Consider the following 19,040-nt stretch of genomic DNA (forward strand, 5'->3'; position numbering starts at 1 on the left):
TAGCTGTAAGCATAGGTTGACCGAAGAACACTAAAACAACAAGAGGATCCGTAACAAATAAAACATACAGAATGACAAATTTCGACTGGACAACATTTACGCGAAAAATTGCAATTAAGGCAAAGCTTTCTGACATTTACTATGCTTGGACAAAAGCATCAGAAATTGAAAAATGGTTTTTAAGCAAGGCTATTTTCACTGACTCTAACGAAACACCAATAAATAAAGACAAGCCAATAGAAAAAGGATTTACTTACGAATGGAATTGGTATTTATATGACACTCCTGAACACGGTAAAATTACTGACACGAATGGAAAGGATTTTATACAATTTACATTTGCAGGTAACTGTTTAGTTGATATAAAACTTTCTATTCAAGACGATTATGTAATAGTAGAACTAACGCAAAAAAATATTCCGACAGATGATCATTCAAAACAAGGAATCCGGCTTGGGTGCGACTCTGGTTGGTCTTTCTTTCTTGTAAACTTGAAATCTGTTTATGAAGGCGGGATTGACTTAAGAAATAAAGACACCAGTCTTAAAGGAATGTTGAATAATTAAAACGGAAATGAATGCCCGCAGCTAACAGCACATTTGCAAAACGTTATGCGTCATCCTTGAAAAACAACAGTATAAAGCTCAAACTACCTTCATAAAATGAAAAAAACAATTTATATATTCATCCTTTACATTGGGTTTTTCAATTTTAATTCAACTTTTGCTCAACAAGACCGTGTGTTTGAAAATATTCCTTTTGGCACTTGTTTAAGTAAATTGGATAGTATTGACTTGATTAAACGTTTGAGAACAGAGTTTGATTCAACAATAATTCGTTTCAATAAAAACCCTAAAAAAACACCTCTTAATTTAAATGACAAATGGAAGTTGATATACTATGTCCATACTGGCTATGAAGAAGATCATACAGCAGGCTCTAAAAATGAATTTAGGTCTATTGGCATAAACAATATTTATCATAATAGTGAACAAGAAAAATGGTTGACAATTGCCGAAATATTTAATGAATTTAATATAAGCGACACAATCCCGAAAAATTTTTACTCAAAAGAATCTTACTTGGAAAATACATTTCAAATAAACAGATATTTGGACATTTCTGACAAATTTAGAGGTATTTGGACCCCAATTATTTCCAAAGACAATTATCTAATTATTTACGTTAGCCATTCGTATCCAAATGGAAACGCACATAGCTGGCTAAGGGAATACTACTATTATTTTGAAAAGCAAAAACTATAATCATAGAACGACAATCGTTAAACGGAGAAGCAGCACGAACGCATAACAGCACCTACCCAAAACGTCATAAGAAACCGCTTGAGTTCACGCTTCGGGTCTGGTGGATATCGGAAAGAAGCTGATTCTCACTTCGAGTTAAAATAACAACGGGCGACTAAAACCAAAAAAATAATGACAAAATTATTAATCATAATAAGTTTATTTTTAGGGACAACTTTATCAATAAAAGGACAAAATAACACCCCTAAAATTGTCCTTAATCACTTTTTAGTAATCGTTGATTCAACAACTTATGAAGAAATTTTAAAGTCCAAAATTCTAAATTCTAATTTTGCATATTCACAAGAAAAAAAACTGAATGGTTATAGTGGTATTTATATTATAGGTCAAGACAATTATATTGAAATTTTCAATCCTAAAAGTATCCAAAATGAAATCCATAAACCTGGTGAATCTTGGATTTGTCATACTTCAATGAAAGTGAATCAATTGGAAAATTTAAATACTGCTAAAAAAATGTTCAATTATTCAACAAATGAAGAATTCGATGAGTTATCTCTCTACTTTAAAGACTCGACGAATTTATTTACAACTTGGGAAATGAACAAAAATCATTATGAGAATTGGTCTAAAAAAGCTTTTAGTGATTCAGTAATTTTTTTGACAGTTGATTACAACAGTCCTGCTGAATCAGACTCTTCAAGAAATTATTTGTTTAACAATGTAGCTGGAATAAGAGTTTCTATTACTAATTCAGATTCCACAGATGTTGTAGATTATTTGACACTAATTGGTTATTCAAAAACATTTACAAATGAAAACACATTAAGATTCTCTAATTCAACTGACTTTATAGAAATAGAGTTTCATAAAGAAGAATTGATCCCAAGAATAACTACTATTTATATGAAACTAAATAGTCAACATAAATCTGAACGAATTCAAATAGGAAATTCTGAACTTTTTATTGAAGGAAACAAAGCAATTTGGGAACTAGAAAAAGTAAATTAAAAATGAAATTGTTTAACATAACCGCTTGACCTGTGTAGGTTACACCCCAAAGCGGCATCTTATAATAGCTGTTATTTTAAGACACCATTGAATGAATAAAGATCAAATACACATAGAAATATTAGGACTTCAACACTTTTGCATTAAAGATAAAAATCCGATTGAAAAAATTAAACAGAAATACTCAATTTCAAATTTATCAGAGGTGCAAATATTGAATAAAATAGATTGGAATTTTCTCTATGAGCAAGATGATGATAGCAAGAATTTCATTTTACTGACAGACTTAAATGATTGGAGTTATTTTATATGGAAATATTGGGACTTTGAATTCAATATTAATTTTGCTAAAGAACTTTCAGAAATCTTAAAGTCAACTGTAAATTACTATTTCGTAGACTCAAATATTGCGACTTCAAGATGGATTTTCGCAAACGAAGGAGAAATAACTAGATCATACTTTGAGTCTCATGGTCAAAAGTTATCTGACTTTGGTTTCAACGAAACTGAAGTCAAATTGAGAGAGACAATAAAGGAAACCTTTGTAGAAGACATTTTTTGGGATTTATATGAGAAGACTTGTCTCTCTCTCGAATACGTAAATAATCAAAAAGTAAAGGAGCTTAAATTATATTCAGGAACACTTGGTAACATAAAAAAAACAGCCAACAGCTACTGAAACGGATTTGGATAATTGGCTTAAAGTAAAGCTAGTTTTGTATTTGAAAGTTTTGGCAAATCCGAAAATAGGGCTTAATTTAACCCAAAACCCGCTGTAGTACCAGAACGTTATAAGCTACCAAAATGACAATCAAAATTAGAGCTCTATTCATCTTATTTATGTTTCAAGGCTATGCTTTTGGACAAACGGTTTCCGATTCGATTATTGACGGAGTTTACATTCAAGAAATGAATCTGATCAATGGAAAACATGAACTTAGAATCCCCAAACCAGTAACCGTTAAACTAGTTAATTCAACCGGATACGATATTGACACGTTGATTTTTTACAGTATTTATTTCCCAAAACTTCAAAAGGATAGTTCAACCGTTTTTTTTGCAATACCGAATTACGAAAAATCTGATTTTGTCAGGGGTAGTGTACAAGGCTTAAAAATTGATAATGGTTTATGGGGTTGGGATTGTAAGCCTGGTCCGTTTGACTACGAAAATAAGACCTTAATTATTGAAATTATTTTAGCAGATTCTAAGGTCTTAAAAGATCATTACAGACTTGAAACGAGTATTAAAGAAATAATTGAATAATGTTACTAACACCAAATAAGCAAAAGCGCCAAAACGTTCTACGTCATACCTAAAAACACAAAACCGAAATGAACATCATGACTGCCCCAATTACTACGCTCATAAACAGCGCTTATTCAGCCTTTAACGCTAGAGATATTGATGCTGCACTTACCACATTTCACCCCCAAATTCTATGGCCAAAAGCTTTCGAAGGCGGCTATGTGAAAGGACACGCTGAAATTCGAGAATATTGGACCAGACAGTGGAACGAGATTAATCCGAAAGTAGAACCTATTAGCATCAAGCAAAGGCAAAACGGAATCGTTGAAGTACAGGTTCATCAGCTTGTAACCGATTTAGAAGGAAAGGAACTATTCAATGGAAGTGTAAAACATATTTACACCATCCAGAACAAGCTACTTGCAAAAATGGACATTGAACTTGCCTGAACGTATAGGGAGCTGATGGAATAACGTTTCTTAGCACTACCCTATTTATTAAAAAATACTCCAGTGGAATTGTTGCGGCAGTTCCACTTTTTTCACACAAATTGACCAACAGCAGTTTTCTTTCCTTTTTTTTTCTTAGTATTGAAAAGCGAAACGCGCAAAACACTATTTACTGAAAGCCTCTCTAAATCTTTTCGATTGATTTTCAAGAACAAAACTGATAATAAGTGGTTGTGGAGTTGCGGCTAAAAATAAGTTAATGGTTAATCAATAAAAAGACACGCAATATGAACAATAATACCGTAATGATTACTGAATGCTTGAATGATTTTATCTCTGAAAATGGAATTACTTTGAGCCAATCTGATGCTTTCGAATTATACACTCTCTATTTGTTAAATAAAAAAACTAACCTTGGAGCAGAAGATCTTCTATTAGCAATAGTTGACGGCAGTAGTGATGGAGGTATTGATACATTTTTAATAATAATTGATGATACTGTTATCAACTCAGATGAAGAACTAGAAAGTATAACTGTTAAATCTGGTTCTACCATAAAAGCAGTAATTGGGCAGTCAAAATTTAATAGTAAATTTTCAGAAGATGTTGTAAATAAATTTTTTATTTCAATGGATTCAGTTTGGAATTTAGAGTCTGACTATGATAAATTAATAAGTTTGTTTAATGAACAATTAGTTGAACGGATATTGTGGTTTAGAGAAGTGTGGAAAAAAGCAGTAATTAAGGGGGCTCAAATAGATATTCAATTTTATTATGGTTGTGTTTCAAACGAAATACATGAAAGTGACACTTTTAAAGAGAAAAAAGAAAAGGTAATATTACAAGCAAAATCAAAAGTTCATAATGCAAATGTTTCATTTGATTTGTATAGTGCTGAGGAGTTACTGAGCCTTCATAGTGAAAAAACGGAGGTACATTTAGAACTTAAATTCAAGGAGCAACCAAGTACAATTGACTACAAAGGATCTAATATTGGATATATTGGAGTTGTTAAATTACCCGATTATTATGATTTTATAACTGATGATAATGGTGTCATTAGAGAATCAATTTTTGAAGAAAATGTAAGACATTATCAAGGAGATGTTGATGTTAATAAAAAAATAAACGAATCTTTAAATTCTGATTTTGAAACTGATTTTTGGTGGCTAAATAATGGTATCACCATAATAGCTCAAGAAGTACGTCCTTTAGCTAAGACACTCCAAGTTGAGGGTGTGCAGATTGTTAACGGACTTCAAACGTCATACACTGTTGGCAAGAATTATAACAAAGATGAAAATGATACAAGATCTGTTCTGGTTAAGATCGTTAAAAGTAGCGACAAGGAAACAATTGATAAAATTATATCCGCAACAAATCGTCAAACACCAGTAAATCCAGCTTTACTTCGAGCAACAGATGATACTCAGAGAAAATTGGAATTATTTTTTGACCAAAAAGGATACTTTTATGATAGACGAAAGAATTTTTATAAAAATCAAGGGAAACCAATTTCTAAAATATTTGCTATTCAATCAACCGCTCAAGCAATTCATGCAATTTTAAATAGAAAGCCTGGTGAAGCCAGAGCCAAGCCAACCACTTTAATAAAAACTAAGGAAAGCTATGAGTCTATTTTTAAGCCCGATTTAAACTTTCAAGCCTATCTCAATTGCTGTTTAGTAGTTAGAAATGTCGAAACTAGATTAAAAAACACTGCAATTAATAAAGAAGAACGTAGTTTAATTAGGACTTTTACTTATCATACATCAAGGATTTTCGTTTCAGAGGCATTGAAAAAATCTCATCCAACTCATATTGAGTTATCTACGTTAGAAATTCCAAGTTTAACGGATGAAATATTCACAAGTTCCGTTGAATTTATGAAAGAAACTATAGATGAATTTAAAACTGTATCTGGCACTACTACAAGTTCATCTATATCTAAGTCTGGTCCATTTGAGGAGTTACTGACAAAAAAATTAATTGAACGATATAGAAGCAATTAACAAACGATAACTATGAAAGTAATAGCAATCGACATTGACAGTTCAAGAGTAATTATTTACGCTATTGAACTTTTAGACGATGGAACCATTTCCAACATTACAGGAGACTTTAAGTCAATAACAATTAAAGACGACTATGACAATTCAGAAATAAGGGAATTTCAATCGACAATACATTCATTCTTCGACAATTTAAATCCTACTAAAATTGCGGTTCTAAAAAGGATGACCAAAGGAAAATTTGCAGCCTCTCCTGTTTCCTTTAAACTCGAAGGTTTAATTCAATGCTATCAAAATTGTGATGTTCAGTTTGTATCGCCATTGACACTTAATGCATTCTATAAAAAAAACGTATCTACCATTGAACTGCAAAACAAATATCAAACAAATGCGGCAAGACTTGCTCAATATTTAATTTCATAAGCAATGAAAGACGATGTTGTAAATCCAATAATTCGTGAATTTATTAGAAGTCAGACAGACATTGATATTGACCGATATTCTGACAAAGGTGGTTTTGGAGAATTGTATTTTGGGAAACGTAAAATTTTTGACGACAGAGTTGCATTGAAATTTTACGTTCTTGACGAAAATGGAGATGGACACGAAGAGCCAATACTCCTCAAACAAATTACACATGACAATATTCTTAAATTGATTGATGCAAGAATTATCAACGACCGAATAGCATATTATTTGACCCCTGAAATTAGTGGTGGTGATTTGCAAAATATTATAGACAATTATATTTTGCCGACCGAAAAAGCAGTTTCAATTATTCAAGGTGTTTTGAAAGGACTTACAGAATTACACAAACCACCTCTTAACCTTGTGCATCGCGACCTTAAAACTTACAATGTTTTAGTTGACAAAAATGATGGTATGGCATATTTAGCTGACTTTGGGACAATAAAAAAAATTCCAGACGGTCAAGATTATGTTTCTGCATCAAAGTATACATTTCTATACAGACCTCCAGAAGTAATTCTTGATAACAAATACACCAAACAATCTGACCTTTATCAAATGGGGATTATTCTCTATCAAGTTTTAGGTGGACATTTTCCAATGAAACAGCCTCACGAATGGCTTAACGGAAGAAAGTTATTAAAATACAATCAACTAAATCCATTTGAACAACAGACGTTTTTAGGAAATCACCTTGAAGAATTAATTGTAAAAGGTAAAATTATTGACCTTGACACCTTACCTATTTTCGTTTCTAGGAAACTAAAAACTATAATAAAAAATGCAACAAATACAGAAATAAAAAAGCGTTTTTCAACCTGTGCCGACTTCTTAAAAGCATTATTTGATTATCAGAAATCTTCCAAAGATTGGTGGGTGGACAACGACATAATTCACGCAACTAATAAAAAGACAAAAAGGAATTATAGAATTGTGAAACGTAAAAAAGAACTTGTAACTGAATGGAGCAACACAACAACTGATTGGAGAAAAGATTTTAGTGACAATAAGCTTCAAAAACACATTGATAACATTGAGAGTAAATAGAATAATAGCCCATAACAGCACCTACCCAAAAGGCGGATTTTCGTGTTCCAAAGACAGTTTGTGCTGAAAACCCCGCCCATCGCAAATCCGCAAACCCATTATCCAAACCAAAAAATCAAGATGAGAAAAATTCAAGTATTGAACGCTGACATACATACTGGTAAAGATAATTTCAGTGAGTTACTTGCAACAGAGTTTGATCTTCGAATTATTTCACTGGGAGATTTAATTAGAGAACTGAATGTTAAAACAGAAAAAGTACTATCAATAAAGTAAAATGGAAATAGGTCAAAAATTCAACATGCTAACTTTAAAGGAGTATTACTTCTATATTGATAATTATAAGAAGTATACCGATTTTAATACCTTGGGTCTATATCGTTCACTAATCGAAAATGAAAAACTTTTGCTTCAAGATAAACTTGATATCAGAGAGTACGCACATAAAAAATTTAAAAAGACTTTCGATTTTCTTCAGCTCAAAGACCCTAAAACATATGTAGAGGTTGAGTATTTAGGACGAGAAATCACAAAAGGTGATGAAGAAAAGATTTGGAGTGATGTAATCAGAAATCAACAACTGATATTATTAGATAAGAGAATAAAACACAGGAATTTTGGTCAATATTCAAAGCATAATTGTGGAGATACTAATTGCAACTGGAATGGAATAATGGTAAAGCAAGGTTCTTGGCTTGCAGAAAGCAGTATCCACTTTGATGGAGATAAAAACAAGTATCAACAAAAAATCAAATCCAACAAACGGAAAATTGACCGTAAAAACTTGAAACAGATAATAAATGGTGAGTTGGAATACTAATAAAGTTAGGCAACAGCGTACAAGCTCCAAACCCTTATCCAAAACAGAAAATAGCCATGCGAAAAATCCAACTAGTGAATGCTGACATACACACTGGAAAAGATAATTTCAGTGAGTTAATTGCAACAGAATTTGATCTTCGGATTATTTCATTGGGAGATTTAATACGGACTGAATACAAGGCTGAAAGTGAAACAGGGCTCAAAATAAAAGAATACATAGACAAGGGAGTTCTTCTTCCAATTGAATTTGTAAACACGATACTCGAAAATCAGATTCTTCGTGATACCAAAGACCTATTAATGGTCAACTATCCAAAGACCCAAGAACAATTTGTTGGGTTTAAGTCTTTATTCAATCATTTGGAAATTCAACTAGACAAAATTTGGCACTTAAGATTGATTAATCTCAGCTATGTAGCTCAAAAGGAGTTTATGAAACTTGGTACTATGTACACCGCAAAATATGAGATTACAACTGACACCTTGCTTGAGAAAATAAAACTGAACCAAGAAAACACGCATAAACTAATTGAACTGTGGAAAGTGGATTATGGCATCGAGACAATTGATGTTGATTATGAGCATACGAACGACATGAGATCCTATTTTATGGAAAAAATAAAAAGTGCATAACACGTTGTCTATTTTATGAGGAGTAAGAGATAACCCCAATTTTAAAGTAGTACAATTTGACCACTTTAAAATGCAGGCAGATCTTCCTAGTTTTGTACTCAGTATTTCTGAATGGGTTGAGAAAACTAATGCTATCGGAATAATTGTAAGAAAAGGTAAATATGGTGGTACGTTTGCTCATAAAGACATTGCTTTTGAATTTGGATCAGCCATCGGCGTACCATTTAAGCTTTATTTGATAACCGAATTTCAAAGACTTAAAGACGAAGAACAAAAACAAATTGGTTGGTCAGCCAAAAGAGAATTGGCTAAACTAAACTACTATATTCATACCGATGCAAATAAGAAATAGATGATAAAAGAATTCAAATCAGACAAGACAGGGTTTATAGCGAATATTTCAATTAATGACACACTCCTTGAAATTGATATTCCAGGTAATTCAATTACAGACGACTTTGTTAATTGGGATTATGTTCAGATGATTCTTAATGTTGTAAATGAAAGTCTCACTGAAATCGATGAGAAATCACAAAAGTTATTGAGGTTTTACATAGAAAACTCTGGACTCTATAGTAACGAAGAAAGTCATTTAATTAAAGGATTTAACTTAGAAGGAATTACTATCGAAGGTCCTTTTTCTAAGAATCCATATTTGACAAAATTCAATACCCAATTCACCCTACATTATGATTGTGATGCCGATACATGGGTGGATACATATGGTCGATTTGAAGTATATATTTTACATACTAGTCTTGAGGGAATTAGGAGGATTCAAATGTAAAACAGCAGCATTAAAATGACCATTTATACAGAACGTTAACAACCAATTTTCATAAAACGAACTAGAAATTATCCTAATCGAATCAATAGATTTGGAAATAGAATCATTCCCAACAAAAAAAGCCCCAAAGCAGATGTTACCATCGCTTCGGGACTTTTCTATTCGTCTATTTATTGGTTACAAAGTAACGAAGTGATCCGCAGGATTACTTTGTTACTTCACCAATTTCATTTCATTCACCAAATTTGTTGCTCCGTAGCATTTGTCTACTAACCAAAGCGTATAACGGATATCCAAAGAGATGGTACGTTGAATGTTTGGTTCGAAATAGATATCTCCCGACATTGCTTCCCAGTTTCCGTCGAATGCAGTACCGATCAACTCTCCGTTTCCGTTGATAACTGGTGAACCTGAGTTACCACCTGTGATATCGTTATTTGAAAGGAAGTTGACAGCTAATTTTCCATTAGAACCATATTGACCGTAATCTTTTTTCTCCCACAATTCTTTGATACGCGGATCAACCACGAATTCAGGGTTTGTAGGATCTTCTTTTTGCATCACACCATCCAATGTCGTGAAGAAGTCGTAATGAACTCCATCACGTGGATCGTAAGCCAATACATTTCCGTAAGTCAAACGCATCGTAGAGTTTGCATTTGGATAGAATTTCTTGTTTGGTTGCATTTCACGAACACCTTTTACAAACAAGCGATTAGCACGCGCCAATTTCTCACCAGCAGACTTGATAGCATCTTGTCCTACTGCAGCTTGGTATGCGTTGTCTAAATCTTTCAATAAGATAAACAATGGATCTTGAGCTAATTTTGCAGCATCAAAATTCTTCATAAACTCTTCGTAACGCTCTTTGGAAGCGAAAACAGAACTTGATTTTACACGTGCAATAAATGCATCTACTCCATCCACACCAATTGATTTCGTGATTCCAACTTGTTGATTCATTGGAACGTCGCGGATATACATTTTCAATACTTCACCCAATGTTTCCAATTCGATATCCATTGAACGCTCTGCATAAATCTCTTCAGCAGAAGCTTTCGCTGCATCCATCAGTCCATTGAATCGCTGATCGTTTCCTGCGTTTTTCGCATCAATCGCCAATTTGTATAAGTAAACCATTGAATTGATATCTACCTGACGTACAAATTCGCTTTGGTAGATTTTGATATAAACGATATCATTCGTTGCTTTAAATGCATTCTCAATATCTGAAACAACACCAGCGTACTCTTCCTTGCCTGCACTAAATTTAGCAAACTCCTCTTCTACTTTGCGTTTCTTATCAGCTACTTTATTTGCTTTCAACTGTTTTGTTTGACCAATAAAATACTTCCAGTAATTCGCAACTTGCGCATATTTAGACGAATAATGTAAACGAACTGCTACATCTTTGTCCATGTATTTTTTCATGATCTCCAACTTTTTCGCTCGGATATCCACGATTTTTGGCTGCTCAATAGCAATTGCCTGATCAACTCCGTAAGAAGTCAAATAACGATTTGTTCTTCCTGGGAATCCCATAACCATTGCGTAATCACCTTGCTTCACACCTTTCAATGAAATGGGCAAAGAATGTTTTGGCTTCAATGGAACGTTTGAATCACTGAAATCTGCTGGTTTGTTATCTGACCCAGCATAAACGCGGAACATCGAAAAATCAGCTGTATGACGTGGCCATTCCCAGTTGTCTGTATCACCACCAAATTTCCCTGCTGATTGTGGAGGAGTTCCTACCAAACGAATATCTTTGAACGTTTCTTTCACGAACAAGTAAAACTCATTTCCGTCGTAGAAATCACGCACGAATGCTTCGTATTTCGTTCCTGCAACAGCATCTTTTACTAAGATATCAGTCACTTCTTTGATTTTTTTAGCGCGTTCTTCAGCAGTCATTTTAGAATTCAATTCTTTCAATACTTGCTGACTTACGTCTTCCATACGAATCATGAAAGTTGCTGTCAACCCTTTAACAGCGATTTCTTCCTTGAAATTTTTCGCCCAAAAACCATTGTCTAAATAGTTTTGCTCTGGAGTTGAAGCACCAGCAATTGCATCATAACCACAGTGGTGATTCGTTAAAATCAATCCTTGATTCGAGATGATTTCACCCGTACAAAAACCTCCGAAAGAGATTACTGCATCTTTTAAAGAAGAATTATTGATGGAGTAAATTTGCTCTTGAGTCAATTTTAGTCCATGCTTTTTCATGTCCTCATAGTTTCTTCCAATCAAAAATGGAAGCCACATTCCTTCGTCTGCACGAGCAATGTTACCCATTGAATAGGTCAATAAGACCAATGCGAATATTATTTTTTTCATTCTTTAGATTTTGTTTTATAAAGAGCGCTAAAGGTAAGAACTTTTTAAGCAGAAAGTTTGTCTTCGTATGGAAATATGATAAACGGAAAAATATTCTGTTAACTGTTTATGAAATTATTTAGTGAAAAGACATCAAATGAAAGACTCACGACGTTAGACCGATTTAAAGTCTTGAGTCTTTTCTTCTCAATATTATATTTTGAATCAGTGTTGTCAGATAAAAACTTCATTCACACCTCAATTCTCTTACTTTTTTCTAAGGCCAAAAGAATGAGCACTGCTCATGAAGACGAAGCATGACTTTCACAAAAAGTCAAATGCTAAGGTAGTAAGCAAAAATGCCTTGATCCCAATTACGACATTCAAGCGGCCTTCCCTTTCTGACTGACCTTAGGAAAGACGAGGTCAGGACCTCAAATGGAAAACACTTTCCTAGTTCAGTAACAGAAATAGAAGTCCTTTTCTTCCAAAAGACAACCATTAGGACAATTTATGATTTTTACTTCGAAATTCTATCTTCTCTGGTGAGTAATTGGGATGTTGTCCGCCGTTAAGATTTTCAGGATCACTAAAAATAAATCTCGCGAAAAGTAAGTCTCGAATTATAAGAATCCATATAAATACCACAAACAAAAGGTAATCTCATAACTCCTTTTTATTTTTATCGGACAATAGTGTTTTGAATTATTTGATGGTGATTTCATCCAAGAACAACCAAGTTTGGTTTCCTGCGCCTAAATGCCATTCTGGACAAGGTCCGTAATTCTCCACACTGAAACGAATAAACTTACAAGTAGTTGGCGCTATCTCAACGGTGATTTCACCAATTTTCAACACTTCTCCTTCAGTAACCGAAATACCATCCGTTTTACCCAATTTACGGAAATTCACCCCGTCATTAGACACTTCAATTGCAACACTTTTAGGAGGAAAAATCCATGAGCGCTGATCTTGCAAATAGGAAAATTGAATTTGAGAAATTTCCTTCGCTTCATTCAACTCAATAATTCCTTCTACGTCTTTCCCAAAAGTTCCTTGCCACTCAGTTCCTCTATATTCCTCCGTTCCTTTTTGTCCATCTACTAAAGCTTGCGGTCCACCACCTGAATATTGGTTCGCATATTCTGAAGAAAGAGTGATTTTCTTATCTCGAATGTATTTGGTAAACACCGTTTTAATCACCTTGCTTTCCGCACCATCTTCGCGCACTACTTTTGCATAAACGGGAGTTGTTTCTGTTAGAAGAATATTCTTTCCGCCTTGCTTGTAAAATGGCTGAAATTTCGTTCCGTCTAAACTGTAATAGACTTTTCCTTTCTCAAAAAACAATACATCAATCCCCACTTCCATTTCACCTTCAAAAACGGTTTGACTTGCCGTGAAAAAAGGAACTGGAACAAATGACGGACTAATCTCGTTCCGCAAATCCAACTCGTAATTCGCCAATTCTTTATTGGGATTAGGACTCATTGTAATCTCTAGAATTCCTCCTTGAACAATCATTTCGTGAGTAATATAGAGCTTTTGATAAACAGCTCCATTCCAAGTAATCGATTGAATAAATTTATTTTCCGAAGAATTGTTTTTGGTTACTACCTCAAAGTTTTTGGCTCCTTTGATAATCACATGATCCATGATGGGTCTTCCAATTGCATACGTTGGACTGCCGGGAGCTACTGGATAAAATCCCATTGAACTCAATACATACCAAGCCGACATCTGACCACAATCTTCGTTTCCTGAAAGTCCATCTGGATTATTGGTGTAGAATGTTTTCAATATCGAATCTACAAAAAGCTGTGTTTTTTCTGGAGAACCACAATAGTTGTATGCATACGCCATGTGATGCGAAGGTTCATTCCCATGCGCATATTGACCAATCAAGCCAGTAATATCAGCCTGCTCTCTGCCCGACATTTTTGAAGCTCCTAAAAACAAACTATCCAAAAAATCGTTCATTCCTTCATTTCCGCCGTGCATATCAATCAATGTCTGAATATGTTGAGGGGCAGCTAACGAATATTGCCAGCCATTTGCTTCTGTGAAATGATGATTGACTTCATTCGGTTTAAAATACGGCAAGAATATTCCATCTTTTCTCGGTTGAAAAAAGCGCGTTTCCGGATGCATTAAATTCATCCAATTTGCAGAACGCAGTTGATATTTTTTCGCAATTTCCGATTTACCCAATTTCTCAGCAAATTTGGAAATACACCAGTCATCGTAAGCATATTCCAATGTTTTTGAAACCGATTCTGCTTGTATATTCGCTGAAATAAATCCCGTTTCCTCATATTGCTTTTTGCCAAATTGATCTGCAGTACTTGATGCAATCATCGCCTCCAATAATTCTTCCGGATTTTTCAATGGAATTCCTTTCAAGTACGCATCCGTAATCACCGAAACAGAATGATAACCAATCATACAATTCGTTTCATTGTTCGACAAAGTCCAAACAGGAAGCAATCCAGTATTTTTATATTGCTGGAAGAACGACTCTACGAAATCTGCTGTTTTTTCGGGTTGCGTGATTGTATATAATGGATTTGCACCTCTGTAAGTATCCCACAAGGAGAAAACAGAATACATGGAATTCGACGACTGCTGAATTTTATTATTGAAATCGCGGTATTTGCCATCTACATCCGACCAAAGTGATGGATGAACATACGTATGATAAAGTGCTGTATAAAAGTTCGTTAAAACAGTTTTGTTCGTTGATTCCACTTCAATTTTAGCGAGTTCGGCCGTCCAAGCTCCTGCTGCTCTTGCTCGTATAATATCAAAATCAAAGGTGTTTAATTCCGATTTTAAATTAGATGTCGCACCAGTTTCATCCGTTCCCGAAAGACCTACACGAACCGAAATTTCTTTCACTCCTTCTGGGAATTCCATCAAGAACAAATACGTTCCATCTTTTTTATTTTCAATCCATTTTGACTTGGTAAAAGGAATGGATGTTTCTAAGCTAAAATACAAATGCTGACGGGTTGCCCAAGCTTCAGAAACACGTTTTCCAATAACCGAATTTGCAGAAGTTTTTGTTGCAGAAACCTCTAAAACCCGATCTCTGTAACCTAAATCAATCAAAATATACCGTTTCCCTTTCGCACTTGAAAATTGATAACGATGTAAAGCACAACGCAAAGTAGCCGTTAGATCTGCTGTAATTCCGTTCTCCAATTCTACATGATACGAACCTGGAAGTGCTCTTTCTTTTGCATGTTGAAACTTCGAGCCAAATCCACCTGCTTTTTTATAACCTGGAATAGTATTCAACTTTCCTTGTTGAGGAACGATGAGTACATCGGCATAATCAGGAACTCCTGTTCCGCTTAAATGTGTATGACTAAATCCATAAATAACCGAATCTGAATAGTGATATCCTCCACAACCATCCCAACCTTCATACCGCGTATCTGGGCCAACTTGTACCATTCCAAAAGGAAGAACTGGTCCAGGAAACGTATGTCCATGACCACCTGTTCCTATAAACGGATTGACGTATTGAGTTGGATTGACAACCTTTTTTGCAAGTTGACTTTGAATAATTCTTTCTCGAGCAACATCCGAATTTCGTTTCAAATCTTGAATTTGGGAAAATCCAGAGAATGTCCAAATCACTAATGCTAAAGCAATTCCGTATTTCATAAGCTATTTTTTTATTGCTTTCCAAAACATCGCAGCTGCTGTGCCTAAAACTGCAGCATTCATATCGTGAAGAGCGGAATTTCGAATCTCAATATTTCCTTGATAGATTTTAAGCAAATTTTCCTCCATGTACTTTTTTACTTTCTCCGAGAAGTAAGCCCCACTTTGTGCTAGTCCTCCAAAAAGTAGATATGCTTTCGGGTTTGAAAATGCCGCAAAATCTGCTAAAGCATTTCCTAATATTTCAGCTGTATATTCAACTATTTCACAAGCAAATTGATCTCCTGAATTCGCTGCAAGAAATACTTCTTTGGCGCTTACTTTCGATTTTTTGGTTAAAGTCGAATCTGCTTTATGAATACTCTCTAACTCATTGACACTTCGAACGACTCCTGTACTGGAAACATACGTTTCCAAGCAACCATTTCGTCCACAACCACATAACCTTCCGTTTTGCACCACTCGAACATGTCCAAATTCACCCGCAAACCCCTGCGAACCAACGATTAATTCTCCATCAATAAAAATTCCAGAACCAAGACCTGTTCCTAATGTAATTAGTACAAAATCATTTAAATCTTTCGCATTTCCAAAAAGATGCTCTCCAATGGCAGCTGCATTTGCATCATTGGCAAGTAAAGTAGGGCGGTGAAATTTTTGTTCAAACAATTCAGCAATTGGAATAACACCTTTCCATTTCAGGTTTGGTGCAAATTCAATATTGCCTGTGAACGTATTTCCATTTGGAGCTCCAACTCCTAAACCAAGCAAGCTTTCCAAATATCCATTTTCCTTCACGTCATTGTAGATTTTCTCTACTAAACTTTCAGGATCCTGATAATCAGTTGTAACAATTGAATCTTCAAACAAAACTTCGCCTTTCCGATTTACCAAACCATAAGCGGTGTTTGTACCTCCGATATCAATTCCTAATGCAACATGTTCAATCATGTGGTAAAATTGGGATTTTTTTTTGATAAATTAATTTTAGTAAATGGTTTTAGTAGAATTTATTCATTTTAAATTCACATTCCATTCTTTTAGAAAACTAGCTACAAATTCAGCCATCAAATCATGTCGCTGAGATCCAATTTCCTGTGCTGTTTTACTTCTCAATCGGTCTTTTATCAAAAAAAGTTTCTCGTAAAAATGATTCAAGGTATGTGATTTATCGGAGGAATAAGCATCAAAATTTGCATGAATCGTTGGCTCAAGATTTGGTTCATAAAAAGATCTGTCGTGTTTCCCTCCGTAATGAAAAGCTCTTGCTATTCCAATTGCTCCAATGGCATCCAATCGATCGGCATCTCTTACGATATCTAACTCAATGCTTCCAGTCACATCCTCTACTCCTGCTCCTTTGAACGAAACATTATCTACTATCTCACATACTTGACCAATCAACTTCTCATCAGCCTTTAAGCGAGTAAGCATTTCCCGCGACACCCTTCCGCAATCATTCTTGATTCCCCCATTTAATTTGTGATCAGAAATATCATGGAGTAAAGCCGCTAATTGAATAACCAATAAATCGCCACCTTCTTTTGATTGAATGTATTCAGCTAGTTTTAGAACTCTTTCAATATGATACCAATCGTGATCTGCGCTTTCGGTTCGAAATTTTTGCTCTACAATTAATTTTACTTCTTCTAATAAATTCATTAGTTCATGGTATTATGCTTGCATAATTAGTTAAAACACTCTAACTTGCAAAGAAAATTTAAAATCTATTAACTATGAAGAAATTAATCTTACCCATTCTCTCAGTATTTGTAATTGGAAGCGCATCAGCACAATTTAACATTGGTTTATCCGTAGGATATGGTCTTGGAAATCCAAGAGGTACATTTGATGAAACAAAACAAACGCCAACCTCAGAAAAAAACATCTATGGAACACTAGGTACAGGTCTGCAATTAAATTTAACTCCTGGATACATGTTTGGAGATCATTTCGGAATGGAACTGGGCTTGAACGGATTTTTAGGGTCTAAGACTACAGTTGGCCAAACCACAACTGCATTTGGAGAATACAAGCACGTTCAATATTCCAATCAGTTTCGAGTAAGCCCAATGGTTGTTATTAAATCCGGAGGAGAAAAATTCTCTGTTTATGCAAAAGCTGGTTTTGTAATTCCATTGCTTGGAGCAACAAAAACTGAAATTAGTAACTCTACAAATCCATTAACTACACAAGAAATTGAAGCGAAAACAAATGGAAAGATTTCCTTGGGTTATACTGGTGCATTTGGAGCAAACATTCATTTTGGAAAAAAGTTCACATTATTTGCTGAAGTTGGAGCAAACAGTATTCGTGTTAAATCGAAAAAAACAGAATACACGAAATTTAGTGTAGGTGGCAATGACATCATAGGAAACATGACTGAATATGGGAAAAGTATAAATTACGTGGATGAATTGACAAGCTCTTCAAATACATCTTCCAATCCAAATGTAGATACAAACAAACCAGAAGATCAATTACGTAAAGTTGCCAATTTCAGTAACTTCTTTGTTCAAGTTGGTTTCAAAATCACATTTGGAGAATAATCTTTAGATAAATAGTATTGGTTAAGGGGCAAGGTAGAAATATCTTGTCCTTTTTATTTGCAGATTCTGAAGGTTTTAGTATCTTTGCACCCTGTTTATTCGCTAAACAGAAGTTAATATTCATTTTAATCGAGGTTTCGTACCTCAAACAATTAACATTATGGCAACACGTATTCGTTTGCAAAGACACGGTAAAAAAGGAAAAGCAATTTTCCATTTGGTAGTAGCAGATTCTCGCGCTAAGCGTGATGGTAAATTCATCGAGAAATTGGGAGTTTACAATCCTAATACCAATCCTGCAACAATTGACATCAACTTTGCATCAACATTAAAATGGGTTGGTACAGGAGCTGAAATGTCTGATACTGCACGTGCAATTCTTTCTTATAAAGGAATATTGTACAAAAATCACCTATTGAAAGGTGTTACAAAAGGAGCTTTGACTGCAGAGCAAGTAGAGACTAAGTTTGCTGCTTGGGAAGCTGATAAAGCATCTAAAATTCAAGGTAAAATTGAAGGTCTTGGAAACAACGCTGTTGCTGATAAAGCTGCACGTTTGAAAGCTGAAGTAGATGCAAATGAAGCAAAAGCAAAAGCTATTGAAGCAAAAAACACGCCTGCTGTTGAAGAAGTAGAAGCTCCTGCAGAGGAAGAAGCTACAACTGAGGAAACTGCTCCTGAGGTTGCTGCTGAAGAAACAACAGAAACTCCTGCAGAGGAAGCACCTGCTGCTGAAGAAGGAGAAGCTGAGGCTTAAT

20 protein-coding genes are annotated in these 19,040 nt (G+C 34.6%); 16 read left to right on the top strand and 4 right to left on the bottom strand.

The window, feature by feature from the left end; genetic code table 11:
• Positions 1 to 71 precede the first annotated feature (71 nt).
• From FLUTA_RS19775 to FLUTA_RS21065, 14 genes are all read left to right on the top strand, one after another.
• Positions 72 to 566, top strand: a complete 495-nt coding sequence (locus tag FLUTA_RS19775) for an SRPBCC family protein (RefSeq protein ID WP_013688683.1) — start codon at positions 72 to 74, stop codon at positions 564 to 566.
• Between the two features lie 96 nt (positions 567 to 662).
• Entirely contained in the window at positions 663 to 1,265 is a 603-nt protein-coding gene (locus tag FLUTA_RS19780) for a hypothetical protein (RefSeq protein WP_013688684.1), read from the top strand.
• 171 nt (positions 1,266 to 1,436) lie between these two features.
• Positions 1,437 to 2,276, top strand: a complete 840-nt coding sequence (locus tag FLUTA_RS19785) for a DUF5829 family protein (protein WP_013688685.1) — start codon at positions 1,437 to 1,439, stop codon at positions 2,274 to 2,276.
• 91 nt (positions 2,277 to 2,367) lie between these two features.
• Positions 2,368 to 2,955, top strand: coding sequence for a hypothetical protein (locus FLUTA_RS19790; RefSeq protein ID WP_013688686.1), 588 nt, complete (start codon positions 2,368 to 2,370; stop codon positions 2,953 to 2,955).
• 125 nt (positions 2,956 to 3,080) lie between these two features.
• The gene (locus tag FLUTA_RS19795) at positions 3,081 to 3,542 is read left to right on the top strand and encodes a hypothetical protein (RefSeq protein WP_013688687.1); all 462 of its coding nucleotides are present in this window, start codon (positions 3,081 to 3,083) and stop codon (positions 3,540 to 3,542) included.
• A gap of 68 nt (positions 3,543 to 3,610) precedes the next feature.
• Positions 3,611 to 3,973 carry a nuclear transport factor 2 family protein gene (locus FLUTA_RS19800; protein ID WP_013688688.1) on the top strand — a complete coding sequence of 121 codons (363 nt, stop codon included), beginning with the start codon at positions 3,611 to 3,613 and terminating at the stop codon, positions 3,971 to 3,973.
• A gap of 287 nt (positions 3,974 to 4,260) precedes the next feature.
• Positions 4,261 to 5,985, top strand: a complete 1,725-nt coding sequence (locus FLUTA_RS19805) for an AIPR family protein (RefSeq protein WP_013688689.1) — start codon at positions 4,261 to 4,263, stop codon at positions 5,983 to 5,985.
• Positions 5,986 to 5,997: 12 nt separating this feature from the next.
• A complete protein-coding gene (locus tag FLUTA_RS19810) occupies positions 5,998 to 6,408 on the top strand; it encodes a DUF3010 family protein (RefSeq protein ID WP_013688690.1) in 411 nt (136 codons plus the stop codon).
• A 3-nt stretch (positions 6,409 to 6,411) separates the two neighbouring features.
• Positions 6,412 to 7,500 (top strand): protein kinase domain-containing protein, encoded by a 1,089-nt coding sequence (locus tag FLUTA_RS19815; RefSeq protein ID WP_013688691.1) that lies wholly within the window; start codon positions 6,412 to 6,414, stop codon positions 7,498 to 7,500.
• Between the two features lie 120 nt (positions 7,501 to 7,620).
• Positions 7,621 to 7,776 carry a hypothetical protein gene (locus FLUTA_RS21660; protein WP_013688692.1) on the top strand — a complete coding sequence of 52 codons (156 nt, stop codon included), beginning with the start codon at positions 7,621 to 7,623 and terminating at the stop codon, positions 7,774 to 7,776.
• Between the two features lies 1 nt (position 7,777).
• The gene (locus tag FLUTA_RS19825; protein WP_013688693.1) at positions 7,778 to 8,320 is read left to right on the top strand and encodes a hypothetical protein; all 543 of its coding nucleotides are present in this window, start codon (positions 7,778 to 7,780) and stop codon (positions 8,318 to 8,320) included.
• Between the two features lie 56 nt (positions 8,321 to 8,376).
• Entirely contained in the window at positions 8,377 to 8,955 is a 579-nt protein-coding gene (locus tag FLUTA_RS19830) for a nucleoside monophosphate kinase (RefSeq protein ID WP_013688694.1), read from the top strand.
• A gap of 70 nt (positions 8,956 to 9,025) precedes the next feature.
• Entirely contained in the window at positions 9,026 to 9,307 is a 282-nt protein-coding gene (locus FLUTA_RS19835; RefSeq protein WP_218916781.1) for a KilA-N domain-containing protein, read from the top strand.
• On the top strand, positions 9,308 to 9,742 hold the full coding sequence (locus tag FLUTA_RS21065; protein WP_013688695.1) for a hypothetical protein: 435 nt from the start codon (positions 9,308 to 9,310) through the stop codon (positions 9,740 to 9,742).
• 213 nt (positions 9,743 to 9,955) lie between these two features.
• Here FLUTA_RS21065 and FLUTA_RS19840 read toward each other — a convergent pair whose 3' ends face one another.
• The 4 genes from FLUTA_RS19840 to FLUTA_RS19855 form a co-directional block, all read right to left on the bottom strand.
• Positions 9,956 to 12,082 carry a S46 family peptidase gene (locus FLUTA_RS19840; protein ID WP_013688696.1) on the bottom strand — a complete coding sequence of 709 codons (2,127 nt, stop codon included), beginning with the start codon at positions 12,080 to 12,082 and terminating at the stop codon, positions 9,956 to 9,958.
• A 684-nt stretch (positions 12,083 to 12,766) separates the two neighbouring features.
• Positions 12,767 to 15,733: a GH92 family glycosyl hydrolase gene (locus tag FLUTA_RS19845; RefSeq protein ID WP_013688698.1), complete on the bottom strand. Its 2,967-nt coding sequence runs from the start codon at positions 15,731 to 15,733 to the stop codon at positions 12,767 to 12,769.
• 3 nt (positions 15,734 to 15,736) lie between these two features.
• Entirely contained in the window at positions 15,737 to 16,684 is a 948-nt protein-coding gene (locus FLUTA_RS19850) for an ROK family protein (protein ID WP_013688699.1), read from the bottom strand.
• Positions 16,685 to 16,747: 63 nt separating this feature from the next.
• Positions 16,748 to 17,395, bottom strand: coding sequence for an HD domain-containing protein (locus FLUTA_RS19855; protein WP_013688700.1), 648 nt, complete (start codon positions 17,393 to 17,395; stop codon positions 16,748 to 16,750).
• A 74-nt stretch (positions 17,396 to 17,469) separates the two neighbouring features.
• On the opposite strand from FLUTA_RS19855, the gene FLUTA_RS19860 reads away from it, so the two are divergent.
• Positions 17,470 to 18,282 carry an outer membrane beta-barrel protein gene (locus FLUTA_RS19860; protein WP_013688701.1) on the top strand — a complete coding sequence of 271 codons (813 nt, stop codon included), beginning with the start codon at positions 17,470 to 17,472 and terminating at the stop codon, positions 18,280 to 18,282.
• Positions 18,283 to 18,442: 160 nt separating this feature from the next.
• Positions 18,443 to 19,039 carry a 30S ribosomal protein S16 gene (locus FLUTA_RS19865; RefSeq protein ID WP_013688702.1) on the top strand — a complete coding sequence of 199 codons (597 nt, stop codon included), beginning with the start codon at positions 18,443 to 18,445 and terminating at the stop codon, positions 19,037 to 19,039.
• The last annotated feature ends 1 nt before the right edge of the window (position 19,040 follow it).

This window comes from Fluviicola taffensis DSM 16823 (genome assembly GCF_000194605.1).
GTDB classification, from domain to species: domain Bacteria; phylum Bacteroidota; class Bacteroidia; order Flavobacteriales_D; family Crocinitomicaceae; genus Fluviicola; species Fluviicola taffensis.

What these genes read in the sequence shown, in the direction of transcription:
- FLUTA_RS19775 (WP_013688683.1), top strand. Translation starts at nt 72, where the DNA reads ATGACAAATTTCGACTGGACAACATTTACGCGAAAAATTGCAATTAAG.
- FLUTA_RS19780 (WP_013688684.1), top strand. Translation starts at nt 663, where the DNA reads ATGAAAAAAACAATTTATATATTCATCCTTTACATTGGGTTTTTCAAT.
- FLUTA_RS19785 (WP_013688685.1), top strand. Translation starts at nt 1,437, where the DNA reads ATGACAAAATTATTAATCATAATAAGTTTATTTTTAGGGACAACTTTA.
- FLUTA_RS19790 (WP_013688686.1), top strand. Translation starts at nt 2,368, where the DNA reads ATGAATAAAGATCAAATACACATAGAAATATTAGGACTTCAACACTTT.
- FLUTA_RS19795 (WP_013688687.1), top strand. Translation starts at nt 3,081, where the DNA reads ATGACAATCAAAATTAGAGCTCTATTCATCTTATTTATGTTTCAAGGC.
- FLUTA_RS19800 (WP_013688688.1), top strand. Translation starts at nt 3,611, where the DNA reads ATGAACATCATGACTGCCCCAATTACTACGCTCATAAACAGCGCTTAT.
- FLUTA_RS19805 (WP_013688689.1), top strand. Translation starts at nt 4,261, where the DNA reads ATGAACAATAATACCGTAATGATTACTGAATGCTTGAATGATTTTATC.
- FLUTA_RS19810 (WP_013688690.1), top strand. Translation starts at nt 5,998, where the DNA reads ATGAAAGTAATAGCAATCGACATTGACAGTTCAAGAGTAATTATTTAC.
- FLUTA_RS19815 (WP_013688691.1), top strand. Translation starts at nt 6,412, where the DNA reads ATGAAAGACGATGTTGTAAATCCAATAATTCGTGAATTTATTAGAAGT.
- FLUTA_RS21660 (WP_013688692.1), top strand. Translation starts at nt 7,621, where the DNA reads ATGAGAAAAATTCAAGTATTGAACGCTGACATACATACTGGTAAAGAT.
- FLUTA_RS19825 (WP_013688693.1), top strand. Translation starts at nt 7,778, where the DNA reads ATGGAAATAGGTCAAAAATTCAACATGCTAACTTTAAAGGAGTATTAC.
- FLUTA_RS19830 (WP_013688694.1), top strand. Translation starts at nt 8,377, where the DNA reads ATGCGAAAAATCCAACTAGTGAATGCTGACATACACACTGGAAAAGAT.
- FLUTA_RS19835 (WP_218916781.1), top strand. Translation starts at nt 9,026, where the DNA reads ATGCAGGCAGATCTTCCTAGTTTTGTACTCAGTATTTCTGAATGGGTT.
- FLUTA_RS21065 (WP_013688695.1), top strand. Translation starts at nt 9,308, where the DNA reads ATGATAAAAGAATTCAAATCAGACAAGACAGGGTTTATAGCGAATATT.
- FLUTA_RS19840 (WP_013688696.1), bottom strand. Translation starts at nt 12,082, where the DNA reads ATGAAAAAAATAATATTCGCATTGGTCTTATTGACCTATTCAATGGGT.
- FLUTA_RS19845 (WP_013688698.1), bottom strand. Translation starts at nt 15,733, where the DNA reads ATGAAATACGGAATTGCTTTAGCATTAGTGATTTGGACATTCTCTGGA.
- FLUTA_RS19850 (WP_013688699.1), bottom strand. Translation starts at nt 16,684, where the DNA reads ATGATTGAACATGTTGCATTAGGAATTGATATCGGAGGTACAAACACC.
- FLUTA_RS19855 (WP_013688700.1), bottom strand. Translation starts at nt 17,395, where the DNA reads ATGAATTTATTAGAAGAAGTAAAATTAATTGTAGAGCAAAAATTTCGA.
- FLUTA_RS19860 (WP_013688701.1), top strand. Translation starts at nt 17,470, where the DNA reads ATGAAGAAATTAATCTTACCCATTCTCTCAGTATTTGTAATTGGAAGC.
- FLUTA_RS19865 (WP_013688702.1), top strand. Translation starts at nt 18,443, where the DNA reads ATGGCAACACGTATTCGTTTGCAAAGACACGGTAAAAAAGGAAAAGCA.